We start from the raw sequence: 17,898 nt of genomic DNA, 5'->3' as shown, positions 1-17,898 counted from the left end.
CGGAGACGGAAAGGGGGAGGCTTTCGCCTCCCCCGTCAGTCTATTTCTTGAAGATGGATTCGAGAAGTTTTTCCTTGAGGATGTCCTCAGGTTTTTTCGGCTCCTCGGGCTTCGGCGCGGGGGCCGGTGCGGGGGCAGGAGCAGGGGTCGGTGCAGGAGCCGGCGCCGGTGCGGGCTTTATGATCTGCTCTATGATGGCCTGCTGGGGCGTTTTCGGTGCCTGGGGCTGCTCCGCCGGCTTCTGTTCCGGGGCAGCCGCCGGTGCCGCAGGCTGCTGGGCGCCCGGAGCCACCTTCAGGTTTGAAACGGAAGGCTTCTCCACGGTACCTCCAACAGAGAGGGAAATGTCCCGGAAGTCCGCCTTTTCCATTCCTTTCTGGGCACCCCCGAGAACCCCCTTCAGGGCATCCTCCAGGGACCCCGCCGTCAGGCCTCCCAGGGCTCCGCCGGCGAGGGCGTTGATGATCTGGATGTTCACGTTCCCCGCCACCTGGAGTTTGAGGGCTCCCTTGGGGCCGACGGGTCCCTCAGCCGTAAGGAACCTGTAGAGGGGGTCGTTCTGGGGCGCCGTCGCCTTCGTTCCCTTTTCGAGAATGATACGCCCCGTCTCGAGACGGAAGGGAGCGATGACCTCCGTATACCTGATGCCGCTGACGCCGTGAAGCTTCGTCACGATATCCAGGCCTTTGAAGCCGGAAACCGCTCCTTCTCCGATCCTTGCGTTCCCCTTGCCCGACAGGGCGAACTTGGGGGCCAGGGTCCCGGAGACATTGGCCGAGCCCTGGGCAAGACCGGTGATTTTTCCGCCGAGTCCTCCGGTGAAGTCCTGGAGAACTGCGTTGACGTCCACACCGCTGAGTTCGGCGCTGTGGGAGAACTTCATGGTCGCCATGTCGAGAGTGCCGCTGCCGGACACTTTCCCTCCGTAGAAGGAAGCGCCGGCGCCTTTCCCAGACAGGGTGTTCCCCTCCAGGACCAGGGGATAGTTCAGCGCCGTGGCCTTGAGGCCCATGACCGTCAGGGACTGGGATGTGATGGATCCTTCCCCTTTGCCGGAAGCGCCGGCGAACCGGCCCTTGAAGGAGGCGTTCACCCTGCCGCCGATGCGGAGTTCCTTGGCATCCGGCATCCCTGCTGTGAGGGCCGCCAGGTCGAGATCCTTCCCGGAAATGTCCACCGTCACGTCAGGGGCCGCTCCAAGCTTGACGTTTCCCGTCGCTCCGAGAGTGCCTCCCCCGAACTTCGAACTGAATTCCTCTATCTTCATTTCCTTCGTATTGCCGCTGAGCCCAAGGGCAACGTCGGTGGCAGCCATTCCCGAAAGAGTGACCTTCGGCGAGGATGCCTTGACCGTCACGGCCGGATTGGAAAAGGGACCCTTGACCGTGACCGTGCCGTCCACCGCTCCTCCGATGGGCAGATCAAGACCGCCGGCGCCCGCAAGGAAGCCGAGATCCGCTCCGGCGATCTTCGCTGCAAGGTCGAGGGTTCCGTCCTCGCCCGGCTTCGCCCCGAGGGTGACGCTTCCGGAGCCGGTAATGGAGCCCTTGCCGCTTTTTACCGAGGCGGAGGTGACGGAGATTTTCTGCCCCGTTTTCTTCAGTTTCACCGCAAGATCGGAGAGGGTGACTCCCTGGACGGCGGCGCTGGCGGCCGCGATGTCGAGGTCAAGATCGGCCTTTTCAATGGCCTTCAGGTCTCCAGCAAGGGTGGTGCCGACCTTCAGGTTCTTGAAGGTGGCCATGTCAAGAAGGCCCAGCGAGCCGGAGGTGAGGGAGAGGTCGATCTTCGGGGCTGCTGTCGTCCCCGTCACCGTCGCTCCCGCCGTGACAGCTCCCTTGATCTTGTACTGGGCGATATCCGGGTAGAAAGGTGCTATGGCGCCGGGCTGGAGATTCTCAAGAGAAGCCTTGAGATTCAGCTTCCCGTCGGCACCGACCGTTCCGGAGCCTGAAAGGGAGGAGCCTCTCCACTTGGCCGAAGCCCCGGTGATGTTCACCGTTTTTCCCTTGAGGGCGAAAGAAACCGCCGGCGTCTCCACCGTCTCTTTCATGGCAGTGAGCTTCTCGCTCCACGCTTTTCCCGTGATCTCGGGAACGGCCGCTGTACCCTTGACAGTCACGTCGGCGTTCATCGTTCCGGCAAGGGCCAGGTCTTTCAGTTCAGGAACAAGGGCTGCCGCCTTCGCCAGGTTGAAGGACCGGAGATTTCCCGAAATGTTCAGCTTCGGGGAGGTCATGTAGTCTGTGACCGTTCCCTGTGCCGTAATGGGCGCCCCTTCAAAATTGCTCTTCGCGCTCAGCGTTGCCGCCTTGGGATTGATCTTCACCTGGGCTGCCGAGTTGGTGACGCTGTAGCCGAAGGCGCCGAGGGAGGGGGCGCTGAACTCCACAGTGCCGTTCAGTGCATCCGCGGCACCGGAGAGCTTCACCGTAAACTTGTCGATTTCTCCGGAAACGTCGCCCATGTCCGGATAGAGCTTCTTCAGCTCCGCAAGCTTGATGGACGTTCCCGCGAGATCAAGGTCGAGAACCGGGGGCTTGCCGGGGGCGAACCCGAGGCTCATGCCTCCCGAAAGGGGCATGGCGAGGACACGGGCGTCAAGGTCCGTGACGGAAAGCCTGTCGGCGCCGAGAGCCCACTTGGCCCGGACGCTGTCCACGGGATAGCCCAGAACGGATTTTCCGCTGTAATCCACATCGCCTCCGAGGGACGGCGCATTCCATTCTCCGTCGCCCCTGAAGCTGAGGGACACCCTGCCGTCGAAGCCGTCGGCGGGAACCACGGGCCAGAAGGCGATGAGCTCCTTCAGGTCAAGCTCCTTCAGGGTGCCGCTCACGGCAAGACTTGGAGACACCCTGCCCGAAGCGGACACGGATCCTTTCCCCACGTTCAGCGCCATGGATTTAACGTCCACGGTGCTCCCGTCCACCAGGACGGCCGTCTTTCCCTTGACGGGAACGCCGTTGACCGCAAGGTCGAGATCAGCATCGATATCCTTGCCGGAGAACGAGAGTCCCAGGCTGGTGATGTCCGCCCTGGCCCATTTCGACGTCACGGTGCTGTCCACGAGGCGGACCGTCTCCACCGGAATCTCCCCGCCGCCGCCGCCCTCGAAGCTGAGCCGGGAAATCTGCTCCGCCAGGGCGTCGGCATCCGTGGTAACTCCGCCCACGGAGACCACGCTCAGCTTCGGGGACTTCGAGAGCAGTGACATCAGATTCAGCTTCACCTCGAGAAAGCCCGCGGAAAAAAGGGGCTTCCCATCCTTCACGAGACCGATCTTCCCGGTGGTGAACCCCTTTATGGGGTTGCCGGATATGCCGTCCACGGTCAGGTCGGCGCCGAGCATGTCCTTTACTGCCTTTCCCGCTTCCCGGACCACAAGGTCCCCGGCGAAATCCACGCTGGCTCCTATGAGCGCAAGCCCCGCCAGGCCGACCACCAGAAACAGCCCTATCATCTTTTTCTTTCCCATGGCATCAGGACCTCCTTTTCTCCCGCCCGGAAGGGCGGCCGAGTGCGAAATTTCTTCGCACGATGTTTTCCATTCTGATTATAACATTATTTTATTCTGATTCCTCCGTTAGAAAGCCTTCGGCCACGATGACGGTCCGTCCTTTCAGGGATGCTTCCACAGTCATTCCATCCTGTCCGAAGGAGAGGGTCACCGTGTTCACCCCTCCGGGGTTGATCACGTCCACTACGGCGCCGGGACGGGACGGACGGCCGTTCCGGAGGAGCCGGCAGATTGCTGACGCGGTGGAGCCTGTCCCGCATGAATCGGTGAGATCCTCCACTCCTCTCTCATAGGTGACGGACCGTATGGTCGCCTCACCGTCCCCGAAGACGAAATTCACGTTCGCGCCGTCGGGGAAGAGGTTCCTGTCGTGGCGAAGCTCCCTTCCCACCTGGACCATGCGCTCCCTGGGCGGTTCAGCTTCACAGAACAGGACGGCATGGGGAACGCCCACCCGGAGAAAAGAGGCCGGAAACGTCTCTCCGGCCACGGTGAGAGGCCGGTTGAACCACCCTCCGTTCAGGGAGACAGTTCCCATCCGGAGATCGACGAAGGGAGAATCCACTTCGGCCTCCATAATGCCCGCAAGGGTTGAAAAACGCTGCGTTCTTCCGGCGATGTTCTTTTCGAAGGCATACCGGGCGATGCACCGGGCACCGTTACCGCACATTTCCCCTTCGCTGCCGTCGGCATTGAAAAGGCGCATGGTAAAGTCCGCGTCCGAAGAGGTTTCCGCGACAAGCACGCCGTCGGCGCCGAGGGACTGGCGCCTTCTGCAGAAAGCAACAGCCGCCTTCGACAGGAATTCCGCCGTATACTGCCCCGACATGTTGTCAAGCACAATGAAATCGTTGCCGTTGCCCTGCATTTTCGTAAATGGAATCACGGTTATCTCCCCCGGATGATAGTCAATAAGACTTGCCCGCTACTTTATTCTACGCTACCAAATTTTACTCCATGATACAACCGCCGTTTTCTGCTATATTGATGTATTTACACGGGTCTAAAGGAGGAAATGTCATGAACCCCAGGGAACTGCTCCGGTATATGGAAAACGGGAAAAGGATACTCATCCTCGACGGAGGCATGGGAACCCTGCTCGCGGAAAAGGGCTGGAATCCCCCCGCTCTGCCGGAGGAAATGAACCTCGGCAGTCCGGAAATCGTGGAATCCATCCATGCGTCCTACCGGTCCACCGGGGCGGACATTCTCGAAACCAACACCTTCGGCGGCAGCCCCGTCAAGCTCGCGGCACGGGGGCTTGGCGCTCGGGCGAAGGAAATCAACGCACGGGCGGCCGCCCTGGCCCGCTCCGCGGCCGGATCCGGTGGGCTTGTCGCCGGCTCCATGGGGCCCCTGGGGGAACTGCTCGCTCCCTTCGGAAAACTGACCTTCGAAGAAGCCCGGAAGGCCTTCAGGTTCCAGGCGGAAGGCCTGGCCGAAGGAGGGGCGGATTTCTTCCTCATCGAGACCATGCTCGACCTCCGCGAAGCGAAGGCTGCCGTGCTGGCGGTGAAGGATGCCGCTCCCGGCATGGCCTTCGTGGTGAGCTTCACCTTCGACCGCCTGGGGCGCACCGTCACGGGGACTCCCCCCGAGGTGGCAGCCAACTGGGCCTGCCTTGCCGGGGCTTCCGGAGTAGGAGCCAACTGCGGAGTTGGTCCGGAAGCCTATATCCCCGTGGTCCGGGAACTCGCCTCCCATGGGGGGCTGCCCGTGTTCGTTTACGCCAACGCCGGCCTTCCCGGAGACGGGGACTACATTTCCCCGGAGCGCTTCGCCGCCCTGGGACAACAACTGGCCGGGGCCGGGGCCAGAGTGGTCGGAGGATGCTGCGGAACCACGCCGGAGCATATTGCCGGCCTGACGGGGGCCCTTGCAGATCTTCTTCCCGTCCGGAGCACCCCCGCGCGGGGTACTCCCCTGGCGAGCAGGAGCAGGCTCGTCCTCGCCGGGAAGGGACATCCCTTCCTCGTGGTCGGGGAGCGGATCAACGTCTCCCGGAAATCCCCCCTCAGGGACGAAATCGCCAGGGGGGAATGGCGAACGCTCCGGGAGGAAGCACGGAACCAGACCGCAGCCGGAGCGATGGTGCTCGACGTCAACGTGGGTCTTCCAACCATCGACCAGGAAGCGGCCATGAAGGCCGCCGTCGCCGCCGCGGAACAGTCGTCGGACCTTCCTCTCTCCATAGACAGCGACTCCCGTTCGGTGCTCGAATCCGGCCTGTGCGCCGTCACTGGCATCCCCCTGATCAATTCCTTCACGGCCAGGGATGATTCCCTGTACCCGGGGCTTGCCCTGGCGAAACTCCATGGGGCAGCCGCAGCGGTCCTGCCCATTGACGGGAACGGCCTTCCCGAAAGGGCGGAAGAGCGGATCGACGTCATCAGAAGCATTCTCGCCGCGGCGGACTCCCTCGGCTTTCCCCGGAACGCCCTCATCGTGGACGGCCTGACCCTCGCGGCAGGGGCCGACATGAACGCCCCCGCCGCTACGCTGGAGGTGCTCTCCTTTCTTCGGGACGAGGGGATAACCTCCATGCTCGGAGTGAGCAACATCTCCCACGGCATGCCGGCCCGGGCCCTGCTGAACAGGACATTCCTCGCCATGGCAGTCTCGTCCGGCCTCGATTCGGCGATTCTGAACCCCCTGGACCCGTGGATGATGGAGACCCTCGCCGCTTCCGAGCTGCTTTCCGGGAGGGATTCCAGGGGAAGCCGCTTTATCGCAGGCGCCCAGGGCTTTCTCTCTTCCCGCCCGTCCCCGGGGCCGGCGGCGGACACTCCCCGATCACCGGAACAAAAGGAGGCCGCCCTCCTTCCTGAAGGCCCCTACCGGGACATGGGCTCCGCCATTCTCGAAGGAGACGCCCTGCGGGCCGGCAGCCTGGCGGGACACCTTCTCGACGGGGGAGCCTCGCCTCTTTCCGTGGTGAACGATGGGGTCATCCCTGCTCTCGAGGCGGTGGGCGAAAAATACGACCGGGGGGAGTTTTTCCTTCCCCAGCTCATCTCCTCGGCAGAGGCGGCCCGGTCGGTCTGCGACAGGGCCATGGAGCTTCTCGCGGCCTCCGGGGGCGAGCCACGGGGGCGGATACTCCTCGCCACCGTGGAGGGAGACCTGCACGACCTGGGAAAGAACGTGGTGGGCACCATCCTCAGAAGCCACGGCTACCTGGTGACCGACCTCGGGAAGGACGTTCCCTGCTCCGTCCTTCTGGAGGAGGCGGAAAAGGGGCGGTACGACGTCATCGGCCTGTCCGCCCTCATGACGTCCACCATGAGGACCATGGCGGCAGCCGTTTCGGAGATACGGCACCGCCTCCCCCGGGTCTTCGTCCTGGTGGGCGGGGCATCCGTGAGCGCTTCCTTCGCCGATTCCATCGGGGCCCACGGTTTCGCCCCCGATGCGGTGAGCACGGTCCGCCTCGTGGAGTCTCTCCTCGGCGGACAGAACGGAAAGGAGGAATGAAGGACATGTTTATCCGGGATATCCTCGGGCGGACCCGCCCGGCCGTCTCCTTCGAGATTTTCCCGCCGAAACCGGAGACGCCCCTGGAAACCATCTTCGACACCATCGCCGCCCTCAGGAAACTGTCCCCCGATTTCATCAGCGTCACTTACGGCGCCGGCGGGAGCAGCAGGGAAAGGACCGGCGAGATCGCCTCCGCCGTGCAGAACCGGTGGGGCCTCACCTCCCTGGCGCACCTGACATGCATGGGTTCCGCCCCTTCCGAGATCGAGGGGGTCATGGAAAAACTGGAGCAGGAAGGAGTCAGCAATATCCTCGCCCTCCGGGGCGACCCGAGACCGGGCGAGGAAAGGGCGGACAGCCCCTTCCGCTACGCCGCCGACCTGATCCGGCACGTCAGGAAAGGCCATTTCAGGGACTTTTCCATCGGGGCGGCGGCCTACCCTGAGGGGCACCCGGAATGCGCCTCCCCGGAGGAGGATCTCCGGCACCTCAGGGAGAAAACCGACGCCGGTGCGGATTTCCTCATCACCCAGCTCTTCTTCGACAATGAAACGTTTTTCCGTTTCATGGAGAACGTGCGGGCCGCCGGAATCGCGGTTCCGGTCCTCGCAGGGATCATGCCCGTGCTCAACACCAGGCAGATCGGCAGGATCGTGTCCCTCTGCGGCGCGTCCATACCGCCGAAGTTCGCCAGGATCATGTCCCGGTACGAGCACTCCCCCACCGCCCTGGCCGAGGCGGGCATCGCCTACGCCACGGAGCAGATCATCGACCTGCTCTCCTGGGGGGCGGAAGGAATCCACCTCTACACCATGAACCGGCCTGACGTGGCGGAGAGGATCATGGGCAGCCTGTCCTCCGTAAGGGACACTCTGACGGGGAACTGACCGCGCCTATGAACGTCCTGCTCGTCGATCCGCCCTACCGGGCATCCTACCCCCCCGTGGGCCTTCTGAAGATCGGACGGTTCCACCGGGAGCGGGGGGACGCCGTCACCTTCGTCCGGGGGCTGTCGGCCCCGGCGGCTGAGAAAACCTGGGACAGGATCTACACGGCGAGCCTCTTTACTTTCCAGTGGAACACCGTGGTGCGTACTCTCAGGTTCTACGGAGGTTCCGTGGCGGACCCCCGGCGGGACCTTTTCGCCGGCGGCCCCCTGGCGTCTCTTCTTGGCAGGGACCTCGGTGCAGCCGCCCCGTGCCGCCCCGTCCCGGGAATCGTTGACTCGGCGGAAAAAATCGGCCTCCAAGGGGGCGACATCGACACCCTGCTGCCGGACTACTCCCTTCTTACTTCCCCGAAAGACTACCCGGTGCTGGAGCATGCATGGATCGCGTCGGCCACGAGGGGCTGCTCGGGAAAATGCGCCTTCTGCTCCGTCCGGGAAGTGGACCCCCGGTGCGTGGAGTACCTTCCGCTGAAGGAACAGCTCGACAACTGCAGGCAGTCCCTGGGGGAGAGAAACGGGCTGGTGCTCCTGGACAACAACGTGGCCATGTCCCCTTTCCTGGAAAAAATTGCCGGGGATATGGCCGCCGAAGGCTTTGTGAAGGGAAGGGGCACAACCGCGGACTTCTCCCAGGGATTCGAGCCTGCCCTCTTCGCAGGCCCGGAGGGAAACCGGCGGGCCGACATCCTCGCCTCCCTTCCCCTGGATCCCATCAGGATCGCCTGGGACTTTTCGGGGGAGCGGGACATATATGAACAGGCAGTCACCGCTTTCGCGGAAAGAGGATTTTCTTCCTTTTCCACCCCCCTCCTCTACGGATTTTCCGACCTGCCTGAGGATATGTACCTGCGGCTCCTCCGGATCACCGAGCTGGAGCACGAACTGGGAATAGCCATACAGGCGGAGCCCATGGGATACCTCGCGCCCTTCCGGAAACGGCGCCCTTCCCCGGCGGAAAGAGCACGGGCCTGGGGCTGTTCTGAAGGAGAGGTCCGCCGTTTCGAAGAACTGCTGAAAAAATTCCGGACAAGGGAAAAAGGGGATGGAGAAGGATTTTCGGCCCTTTTCGGGAAGGGGCCGGAGGATTTCAGGAATAGACTGCGCCGCCGGGAGTGATCCCCGGCGGCGTTTTTTTACGTTCAGCTTTCGTTCAGCCCCCGAGGTAGGCCCTGATGATCTCCGGATCTCCGGCGAGTTCCGGACCGCTGCCGCTCTTGATGAACCGCCCCGCTTCGAGGATGTACCCCCTGTCGCTGATTTCCAGCGCCTGGGTGGCGTTCTGCTCCACGAGCAGCACCGTCATCCCCGCATCCCGGATCTGCAGAATGGTCTCCATGAGGGTGTCCACCACGATTGGTGCCAGGCCGAGGGAAGGCTCGTCCAGAAGGAGGATCCTGGGGCTCCCCATGAGGGCCCGGGAGATGGCCAGCATCTGCTGCTCCCCCCCCGAAAGGGTGCCGGAACGCTGCTTCAGACGCTGCTTCAGGATAGGAAAGAGGCGGAAGCACCGTTCCAGGTCCTCGGCAATTCCTTCGTCCTTCTTTCTGCGGTACGCCCCCATGACCAGGTTTTCCTCCACGGTGAGGGCAGAGAAGAGACGTCGCCTTTCCGGCACGAGGGCCAGCCCCCGGGCAACCACCTCGTGGGGCTTCGAAGGAAGAGGCTTGCCGAAAAGGTCCACGGTCCCTCCGGACCGTTCCGCCACACCCGCAAGGGTCCACATGACGGTGGATTTTCCGGCCCCGTTGGAGCCGACGATGGACACGATCTCCCGCTCCTCGAGGGAGAAGGAGATCCCCTGGACGGCATGGATGGTGCCGTAATGGACGTGGAGGCTGTCAACCCGCAGTACGGTCATGGCTCTTCTTTCCTTTCCCGAGGTACGCCGCCACCACGTCGGGGTTCGCCCGGACCTCGTCCGGCGTTCCCGCGGCGAGGAGGGCACCGAAGTTCATCACCACGATGGGTGAGCAGATGTTCATCACCAGGTCCATATGGTGCTCTATGAGCAGGATGGTTACGCTGAATTTCTCCCGGACCTCGGAGACGAGTACGGCGAGACTCCGGGTCTCCTCGGGATTCATTCCCGCCGCCGGTTCGTCCAGAAGCAGGAGCTTCGGCTCCGTGGCGAGAGCCCGGGCGATTTCCAGCTTACGCTGCAGCCCGTAGGGCAGGGTGTTCGCCTGCCAGTCCGCGTACCGTTCGAGCCCCAGGGACGCCAGGAGGCCCATGGCCCTGTCGTGGAGCTCCCTTTCCATGCGCCGTGTTCCCGGAGTCCCCAGGAGGGCGCCGAGGAAACTGCACGGCTCTCTCTGGAGGAGGGGGGTGAGGACATTCTCAAGGCAGGTTCGCCTGTTGAAGAGCCGGATGTTCTGGAACGTTCTGGCGATGCCTTTTCTGACGATGGCATCGGGACGGAGCCCTCCCATCTCCTCCCCTTCGAAGAGGATGGTCCCCTCCGTGGGGCGGTAGATGCCCGTGACAAGATTGAACACCGTGGTCTTCCCCGCACCGTTGGGGCCGATGATTCCCGTGACGGAACCTTCCCTGACACCGAAGGAAAACCGGTCCACCGCCCGGATGCCTCCGAAGGTTTTCGTGAGCCCCGTCACCTCGAGGAGAGGTCTCCCGGCCGCTGTCATGACCGGGACCTCCCTTCAGTATTCCTGTTTTTCCGGAAGAACCTGGAGAGCTCGGAGTATCCCATGAGCCCCTGGGGCCGATAGACCATAATGAGCACAAGAAGAAGCCCGTAGGCCACCAGGCGCCACATCTGGGCCACCCTGAGCGCTTCGGGGAGGCCGATGAAGACGAAGGAAGCGATGAGGGGCCCGGAGATGCTGCCCATGCCGCCGGCGATGACCGCCGCGAGCAGCTGGGTGGACTGGACCAGGGTGAACATGACCGGCTGGATGAAGGAGAGGAAGTGGGCAAGCAGTCCTCCCGAGAGGCCGCAGTACACCGCGCTCACCACCAGGGAAAGGAGCCTGGTGCGGAAAAGCCGCACGCCTGCCATTTCGGCGGCCACGGGATCTTCCCGTATGGCGATGCAGGCGGCTCCCCACCGGGAGCGGAGGAAGTTTCTCGCCACAAGCACGCCTCCGGCGAGGCAGACCAGCACTACGGGCATGGTGGTGAACCCGTCGATGCCCGGAAGACCTCTTGCGCCGTTGGTGATCTCGAGATTTTCGAGGATGACCCGGAGGGCTTCGCCGAAGCCGAGGATGGCGATGGCGAAGTAGTCGCTCCTGAGCTTCGCCCGGAGGGTGGGCACGCCGATGACCAGGCTGACGATCCCTGCCGCCGCGGCCCCCGCCGCGAGGGCGAGGTAGAAGGGGACGTAGTAGTAGTATGTAAGGATCGCCGAAGTGTAGGCGCCCACTGCCACGAAGGCGGCGTGCCCAAGGGAGAAGAGACCCGTGAACCCGGTGAAGATGGAGAGGCCGAGCACGGCGATCATGTTGATGCCCGCGAGAATCACAATGGAAAGAATATAGTCCATGGCTACACCTTTTCCTCGCTGTCCTGCCCCCAGAGACCGTTGGGTCTCCAGACGAGGAAGGCGATCAGGAGCGTGAAACTGAATACATCCCGCATCACGCTCGAAACGTAGGAGGAGACGAAGGTCTCCACGACGCCGAGAAGAAGCCCCCCGGCGAGGGCCCCGGGCAGGCTGCCCAGGCCGCCGATGACGGCGGCGATGTAGGCCTTGTTGGTGACCCATCCCATGGTGGGATACACAAGATACTTTATTCCCAGGAAGACTCCCGCCACTCCGGCGAAGCCGCCGGCGAGAAGGAAGACGATGGCGATGAGCCTGTCCAGGTCAACTCCCATGAGGGAGCACATGGTCATGTCGGAGACACCTGCCCGGATGGCTATTCCGGTGCGGGTGCGGGTTATGAAAAGGTGAAGTCCCAGGATGGCCGCAAGGGCGAAGAGGAAGGCCCCCACGTCAAGAAGGCTGACGCTGCTTCCGCCGACGGTGATCACCTGGCGGGCAAAGAACTCGGGAAAGGCGTAAAACCTGGAGCCGATGGTGGCGTAGACCATGTTCTCGAGGAACACGGCACACCCCATGGCGCTGATCATGAGGTACAGGGAGGGAGCCTTCCGCCTGCGGAGGCTCGAATAGGCGAGCCGTTCGTTGAGAACGGCGATGATCCCCGCTCCCGCGATGCTTCCCGCGAGAACGAGACCGAATCCCAGGCTGAGCTTCGTCGCCAGGGCAAGCCCCACGTAGGCGCCGAGCATGATGACCGCGCCGTGGGCGAAATTGCTGAAATTAAGCACGCTGAAGACGAGGGAGTAGCCCACCGCCATCAGGGAGTAGATGCCTCCTATGGAGAGGCCCGTTATCAGTGTCTGAAGGAACAATCCGGCCCACACATCCTTTGAGCGTATTGGGAAAGGTCGCCTCTCCTCCGGCTATCCCGGTCCCGGACGGAATTCAGAAAAAAAGCCGGGGAGCGCCCGGGCGAAGGGCGCCCCCGGTGATGCACAGCCCCGTCTATTCGACGGAAAAATACTTCTTCACGAACTTGAAGGTCTTGTTGGCCACGTCCACCTGCTGGATCACCGCCGGCTTGTCGAGGGGGTTGTGATCCTCGGGGTTGATGGTGAGCGGACCGCTGGTAACCTTGATGTCCTTCAGGTTTGCGAGGGCGTCGGCGAGCTTGGCGCCGTCGGTGGTTCCGGCCTTCTTCAGGCCTTCCACGATCATGATGAGGGCATCCTGAGCCATGACGGGGTTCGGGAGCACGGGTTCCTCGCCGAAGGCGGCCTTGTATTCGGCCACGAAATCCTGAATATCGGGGTCGGCCAGGTCCGCGAGGTTCACGAAATACCCGCCGTCAATGGCGCTTCCGCCGAGCTCGATGAGGTCGGGGCTGCCCCAGTTGTCCGTTCCGAGGAGCACGGCGCCGATGCCGAGGTCCCTGGCCTGCTTGGCGGCCATGGCGGCTTCCTTCTGGCTGGTGGGGATGAAGATGACGTCAGGGGCCAGATCCTTCATCTTGCCGAGCTGGGCCCTGTAGTCGAGTTCGTCGGTCCTGAAGGCTTCCTTCGCCACGATGGTGCCGCCCTTCTCCGTGAATGCCTCTTCGAAGTACTTCGCGAGCCACTGGCCGTAGTCCGATCCCACGTCATAGAGAATGGCGCCCTTCTTCGCTCCGAGGTCGGTCACGGCAAACCGGGCCGCCACCGTTCCCTGGAAGGGGTCGATGAAGCAGGGGCGGAAGGCGAAGGGGCGGACCTTGCCGGACCTCTGGTCGATGGTCACGTAGGGGTTGGTGGCGGTGGTGACCACCATGGGGATGCTCGCCCTTTCGAACACGGGGGCGGAAGCGATGGAGTTGCCGCTCTGGGCGGGGCCGATGACGGCCACGACACCGTCGGAGACAAGCCGGCGGGCCACGTTGACCGCTTCGACCCCGTCATTCCGGTTGTCGTAGCGGACAAACTCGATCTTCTTTCCGAGGACGCCGCCCGCATCGTTGATCTTCTTCACGAGCATGTCCAGCGCCCGGGCCTCGGACTGCCCCCACATGGAAGCGCCGCCGGTGAGGGACACGGTATGGCCGATGCGGATCACGTCATCCGCGAAGGCGGCTCCGGCAAAGACAAGGATCAAAACTGCCGCTGTCATCATAAGGATCTTTCTCATTTCTCTTCTCAACCTCCCTGGTATTTGGCGTTCGTTCCCAATCCGCTTCTCCGCCCCACAGGGGCGGGAATCCTTCCGGCTCCGTCGTTTTTCCCTGGCCCCACCTCCGGATATGGTGTTTCGTTCACCGAAGATGCTCCGGAATCCTGTCCCACCGGAGCACATCGTCGTAGGTCTGCCGCTCGGCTATCACGTCCGCCCTTCCCGGGCTCACCAGCACGGCGGCAGGCCGCGGAATCCTGTTGTAATTGCTCGCCATGGAGAAGGTGTAAGCCCCCGTGTTCAGCACGGCGAGCAGGTCGCCCCGCTCCAGGGGAGGAACCTTCAGCCCCTCGATGAGCACGTCCCCGGACTCGCAGCATTTTCCGGCCAACGTTACCGTCTCCGTGGGCTCCCTGTCCATCTTGCCCGCGGCAACAGCCCAGTACTTCGCTCCGTACAGGGCGGGCCTCGGATTGTCCGTCATACCCCCGTCCACACCGGCGTAGGTCACCATCCCGTCAATGGTCTTCACCGTCTGGACGGTGTACAGGGTAACCCCCGCCTCGGAGACAACCCACCGCCCCGGCTCGATGATCACCCGGGGAACGGGGATCCCCTCAGCCGCACACCCCGCAGCCAGCGCCTCCATCATGGCGTCGGTGAAGGATGAAATTGGAGGAGTCTCCCCCTCGGGGTCGAATTCCACGCCGTACCCTCCGCCCATGTTGAGTTCCATGGTGGTGAACCCGAGGTCCCTGGAGAATTCGGCAATGGTCTTCACTCCGATGCCTACGGCCATCACGTGGGACGTATTCTCGAAAATCTGGGACCCGATGTGGAAATGGAAGCCCCTGAGGGAAAGGCAGTCCGAGTTCATGGCTCTCCTGACTGCCGTCCTGAGGGAGTTCCCCAGGAGGGGAAAGCCGAACTTGGAGCCCGTGTGGCCCGTAAGGATATATTTGTGGGTGTGGGCGTCCACTCCCGGGGTGACACGGAAGAGGATGTCCGCTCTCTTCCCCCCGTTCCGGGCGATCTCTTCAAGGGCGTCGAGCTCGGAGGTACCGTCCACGACGATGCGCCCCACTCCCGCATCGAGGGCAAAGCGGAGTTCCTCCGCCGTCTTGCTGTTGCCGTGGAAAAACACCTTCTCCATGGGGAAGCCGGCGGATTTCGCCGTGTGGAGCTCTCCTCCCGAGACCACGTCGAGCCCCAGGCCTTCCGAAGCAATGATCCTGCACATGGCCATGGGAAGAAAGGCCTTCCCCGCGTACACCGCCAGGGAATTCTCCCACCGGTCCATGAAGGATTCCCTCACCGCCCTGCACCTGGCACGAACCGCCTCCTCTGACAGAACGTACAGAGGCGTACCGAACCGCTCCGCCAGTTCCGTCACGTCCCATCCTCCGAAAAGGAAATGCCCGCTCTCATTCACGTTCTGCTGCCCCACTCCGCCTGCACCTCTTTCTGTTCGAAAAACCGGGGGAATAATAAAAAAACGACCCGCCCCCCTGAAGGGACGAGTCGTTGATCTCGCGGTACCACCCTGCTTGGGCGCATGCTGCAGCGCCCCGCTCTCGGCCCTGTGACGGGAGCCCCCCGGAGGCGTACTTCCGGTTCATTCGAACCGTTTCAGCCCCGGCTCCGCAGTCTTTCGTCCCTCCGTTCCTGCCCGGGAAGCCTTTCAGCCTGTGGACTTCCCTCTCTGGCGGCAGATTCATTACTTCGGGCATCCTGCATCATCGCCTGTGCTTTTTTTGTTTCGGACATTATATCCAGTGGGGGAAGGAACGTCAACACAAAAAGAAAAAAATCATCATTCCCCGCACACATTCCCCTTCCTGGCCATCTTGTTTTCGTACATTCTCCGGTCAGCATCGGCCATAAGCTCTCCCAGGGAGACGGGACGGCCCGGGTTCCATTCGCTCAGGCCCAGGCTCATGGACAGGCTGTACTCCCTGGTCCTTCGACCGTTGGCCCGCCTGATGGCTTCTTCGAGTCTCTCCACAGCGTTGCCCGGCTGGTCCTCCCCGTCGTGGAGCATGAGAACGGCGAACTCGTCCCCGCCTATCCTTCCCGGGATGTCCGATACACGGAATGTTTCCCGGAAAATGGAGGCCGTTTCCCGGAGGACTTCATCCCCCTCCTCGTGACCGAGGGTGTCGTTCACGTTCTTGAAGCCGTCCAGATCGGCGAAAAGGAAGGTCGCCCTGAAGCCCATCCTTGCGGCAAGCTGCAGCGCCTTTTCCGCGAAGGAGAGGAACCCTCTCCTGTTATAAAGCCCCGTCAGGGTGTCTGTGACCGCTTCCTTCTCAAGGAGTTCTCTGAGCCGGACCATCTCGGTGACATCCCGGATGGTGGCGAAGCGCACAAGCTCCCCGTCCCAGTTCGAGGTGGCCGTCCGCATATCTCCGACCACCCTTTCTCCGTTCGGCAGGTCGATGACGATCTCCCGGTGCCCGCCCTCCCCTTCCAGGGGGAAAAGGAAGGGTTTTCCCACGAGTTCCGCGGAGTCCTTGTGGAAGAGCAGCTCCGCGGCGGGGTTGACGTAGATGACCTTTCCGCCGCCTTCAACGACAACCACGGCATCCCCGGTGGTCTCCATAAGGGTCTGGAAGTTTGCCTGTGCCCGCTTCACGTCTTCAAGGGCGTTCCGGTAGTCTCCTCCCAGCTTTTCCAGCTGGGAGCTCTGGAGCACCGCCGCCTCGAAGGTTGAGAGGAGAAGGTCAATGATCTGGATCCTGTCCGCGGTGAGCTTATGGTATTGCCCGGCGAAGAAGACCTCCACCGTCATCTGGGCCTGGCCGGCCCTCCGGAGTTCAAGGTTGGTGAGAACGTGTTCCAGGCGGCGCAGGAGGTGGTCCCCTTCGTACGGCTTGGTGAGAAAGTTGTCGGCGCCGCACTGGAGGCCCCGAATGACATCCTTCGGGTCGGAGAGGGAGGTGAGCAGCACCACGGGAATGTCCCTCAGGGCACCGTCATTCTTGATGCAGCGGCACATTTCGAATCCGTCCATCTCCGGCATCATGACATCGGTTATGACCACCGAAGGTTTTTTCTCCGCCGCGGCAGCCAGGCCCTCGATTCCGTTGCGGGCCACCCGGACGGTGTACCCGTTCTCCGCCAGGAGCCGCTCGAGCCGCTTGGCCTGGGTCAGGCTGTCCTCCACGATCAGAATGCTTGCTGCCCTTTTCATGATCTCCAACTCATCATCTCCGTTCCCCGTTGTCCATTTTTTCCGTCCTGTTGCAGTTTCCGGCCATCATGCCCGACAGGATGGCGGCAAGAACCGAAGGAGATCCCACATGCTCCGCCCCTTCCAGCCGGACGGCCTCTCCCGGCATTCCCCAGACCACCGAGGACTCCCTGTCCTGCGCAAAGGTGGCTGCCCCCAGATCCCTCAATTGCTTCAGTTCTTCCGCTCCGTCGGCCCCCATCCCGGAGAAGAGAAGCGCAGCGGAGTCTTTGCCGAAAACCTCCGCCACCGAACGGAAAAGCACCGATACGGAAGGACGGACCATATGCAGGGGCGGATTGTCAGAAAAGCGGAGAGAATCCCCGCTCCTGTTCAGAACCATGTGCATTCCCTCCGGGGCGATGTAGACGGTCCCTCCCGACAGAGATTCCCCCGGGGCGCCGATCTTCACCCTCAGGGGGGTAATTTTGCCCAGCCAGTCAGCCAATCCCCGGGTAAACCCCTGGGCCATGTGCTGCACCACGAGGACGGGCCGGGGAAATCCCGCCGGAAGGCCGGAGAGAAAGGCCGAAAGAGCCTGGGGACCTCCCGTGGAAGCGCCCGCGGCAACGATTTTCACCCTGCCTTTCCCGGCGGCGGGCAGCGGTGCACCGGGGTCAGGGAATCTCTTCCTGAGGCGGCCGACCCTGGCCTCCGATGCGGCACGGATTGTCCGAAGAAGCTCCTGCTCATATTCTCCGCCGTCTTCGGCCATATTCGCCGGCTTGGGGAGAATTGCCACCGCTCCTGCCGCCATGGCTTCGAAGGTTCTCTCCACCTCGAGGGGATCCCAGCAGGAGCTGACGATCACCACGGGAAGGGGACGCTCCGATTCCATGATCCGCCTCGTTGTCTCGAAGCCGTCCATGCCTCCCATGTGAATGTCCATGGTGACCACATCGGGCCTGCCCTTTTCCAGGAGTTCCAGGGCCTCTTCTCCGCTGCCCGCCGTTCCCCAGACCCGTATTCCGGGATCGGATTCGAGCATCTTGCCCAGAACTCTGCACATGAGGGGTGAATCATCCACCACGAGGACCCTGATCATAGAATTCCCCTCCTCTCCAGGGGGTCCG

Annotated in this window: 13 protein-coding genes; 3 read left to right on the top strand and 10 right to left on the bottom strand. The window is 62.8% G+C overall.

The genetic code is table 11. The annotated features are described in order from the left end of the window. Positions 1 to 40 precede the first annotated feature (40 nt). Both C8D99_RS10120 and dapF read right to left on the bottom strand, forming a co-directional pair. Complete coding sequence (locus C8D99_RS10120) at positions 41 to 3,478, bottom strand: translocation/assembly module TamB domain-containing protein (protein WP_133958022.1); 3,438 nt, start codon at positions 3,476 to 3,478, stop codon at positions 41 to 43. Positions 3,479 to 3,569: 91 nt separating this feature from the next. Beyond that, the gene (gene dapF, locus C8D99_RS10115) at positions 3,570 to 4,406 is read right to left on the bottom strand and encodes a diaminopimelate epimerase (RefSeq protein ID WP_133958021.1); all 837 of its coding nucleotides are present in this window, start codon (positions 4,404 to 4,406) and stop codon (positions 3,570 to 3,572) included. 134 nt (positions 4,407 to 4,540) lie between these two features. On the opposite strand from dapF, the gene C8D99_RS10110 reads away from it, so the two are divergent. Genes C8D99_RS10110 through C8D99_RS10100 form a run of 3 tightly spaced genes read left to right on the top strand, consistent with a single transcriptional unit; the run spans position 4,541 to position 9,062 of the window. Beyond that, positions 4,541 to 6,994 carry a homocysteine S-methyltransferase family protein gene (locus tag C8D99_RS10110; protein ID WP_133958020.1) on the top strand — a complete coding sequence of 818 codons (2,454 nt, stop codon included), beginning with the start codon at positions 4,541 to 4,543 and terminating at the stop codon, positions 6,992 to 6,994. Then, positions 6,991 to 7,884 (top strand): methylenetetrahydrofolate reductase [NAD(P)H], encoded by an 894-nt coding sequence (gene metF, locus C8D99_RS10105; protein ID WP_338024455.1) that lies wholly within the window; start codon positions 6,991 to 6,993, stop codon positions 7,882 to 7,884. Before C8D99_RS10110 ends, metF begins: the two co-directional genes overlap by 4 nt. A gap of 8 nt (positions 7,885 to 7,892) precedes the next feature. Then, positions 7,893 to 9,062, top strand: a complete 1,170-nt coding sequence (locus tag C8D99_RS10100; protein WP_133958019.1) for a radical SAM protein — start codon at positions 7,893 to 7,895, stop codon at positions 9,060 to 9,062. A 34-nt stretch (positions 9,063 to 9,096) separates the two neighbouring features. Here C8D99_RS10100 and C8D99_RS10095 read toward each other — a convergent pair whose 3' ends face one another. The 8 genes from C8D99_RS10095 to cheB form a co-directional block, all read right to left on the bottom strand. Beyond that, positions 9,097 to 9,804 carry an ABC transporter ATP-binding protein gene (locus C8D99_RS10095; protein ID WP_133958018.1) on the bottom strand — a complete coding sequence of 236 codons (708 nt, stop codon included), beginning with the start codon at positions 9,802 to 9,804 and terminating at the stop codon, positions 9,097 to 9,099. Continuing rightward, complete coding sequence (locus tag C8D99_RS10090) at positions 9,785 to 10,588, bottom strand: ABC transporter ATP-binding protein (RefSeq protein WP_133958017.1); 804 nt, start codon at positions 10,586 to 10,588, stop codon at positions 9,785 to 9,787. The genes C8D99_RS10095 and C8D99_RS10090 overlap by 20 nt, the downstream gene beginning before the upstream one ends. Beyond that, entirely contained in the window at positions 10,585 to 11,448 is an 864-nt protein-coding gene (locus C8D99_RS10085; protein WP_133958016.1) for a branched-chain amino acid ABC transporter permease, read from the bottom strand. Before C8D99_RS10085 ends, C8D99_RS10090 begins: the two co-directional genes overlap by 4 nt. Before the next feature lie 2 nt (positions 11,449 to 11,450). Beyond that, positions 11,451 to 12,323, bottom strand: a complete 873-nt coding sequence (locus C8D99_RS10080; RefSeq protein ID WP_133958015.1) for a branched-chain amino acid ABC transporter permease — start codon at positions 12,321 to 12,323, stop codon at positions 11,451 to 11,453. Between the two features lie 133 nt (positions 12,324 to 12,456). Next, positions 12,457 to 13,611 (bottom strand): ABC transporter substrate-binding protein, encoded by a 1,155-nt coding sequence (locus C8D99_RS10075; RefSeq protein ID WP_133958014.1) that lies wholly within the window; start codon positions 13,609 to 13,611, stop codon positions 12,457 to 12,459. Between the two features lie 124 nt (positions 13,612 to 13,735). Then, on the bottom strand, positions 13,736 to 15,040 hold the full coding sequence (lysA, locus tag C8D99_RS10070; protein WP_133958013.1) for a diaminopimelate decarboxylase: 1,305 nt from the start codon (positions 15,038 to 15,040) through the stop codon (positions 13,736 to 13,738). Positions 15,041 to 15,406: 366 nt separating this feature from the next. Beyond that, positions 15,407 to 16,786: a diguanylate cyclase gene (locus tag C8D99_RS10065; RefSeq protein ID WP_133958012.1), complete on the bottom strand. Its 1,380-nt coding sequence runs from the start codon at positions 16,784 to 16,786 to the stop codon at positions 15,407 to 15,409. 13 nt (positions 16,787 to 16,799) lie between these two features. Continuing rightward, positions 16,800 to 17,870 (bottom strand): chemotaxis-specific protein-glutamate methyltransferase CheB, encoded by a 1,071-nt coding sequence (gene cheB, locus C8D99_RS10060; protein WP_133958011.1) that lies wholly within the window; start codon positions 17,868 to 17,870, stop codon positions 16,800 to 16,802. Between the last annotated feature and the right edge of the window lie 28 nt (positions 17,871 to 17,898).

Origin of the sequence: Aminivibrio pyruvatiphilus (assembly GCF_004366815.1) — a bacterium.
Lineage (GTDB): Bacteria > Synergistota > Synergistia > Synergistales > Aminobacteriaceae > Aminivibrio > Aminivibrio pyruvatiphilus.
Note: the sequence above shows the minus strand (reverse complement) of the source record. Positions and strands in the feature narration are given on the sequence as shown.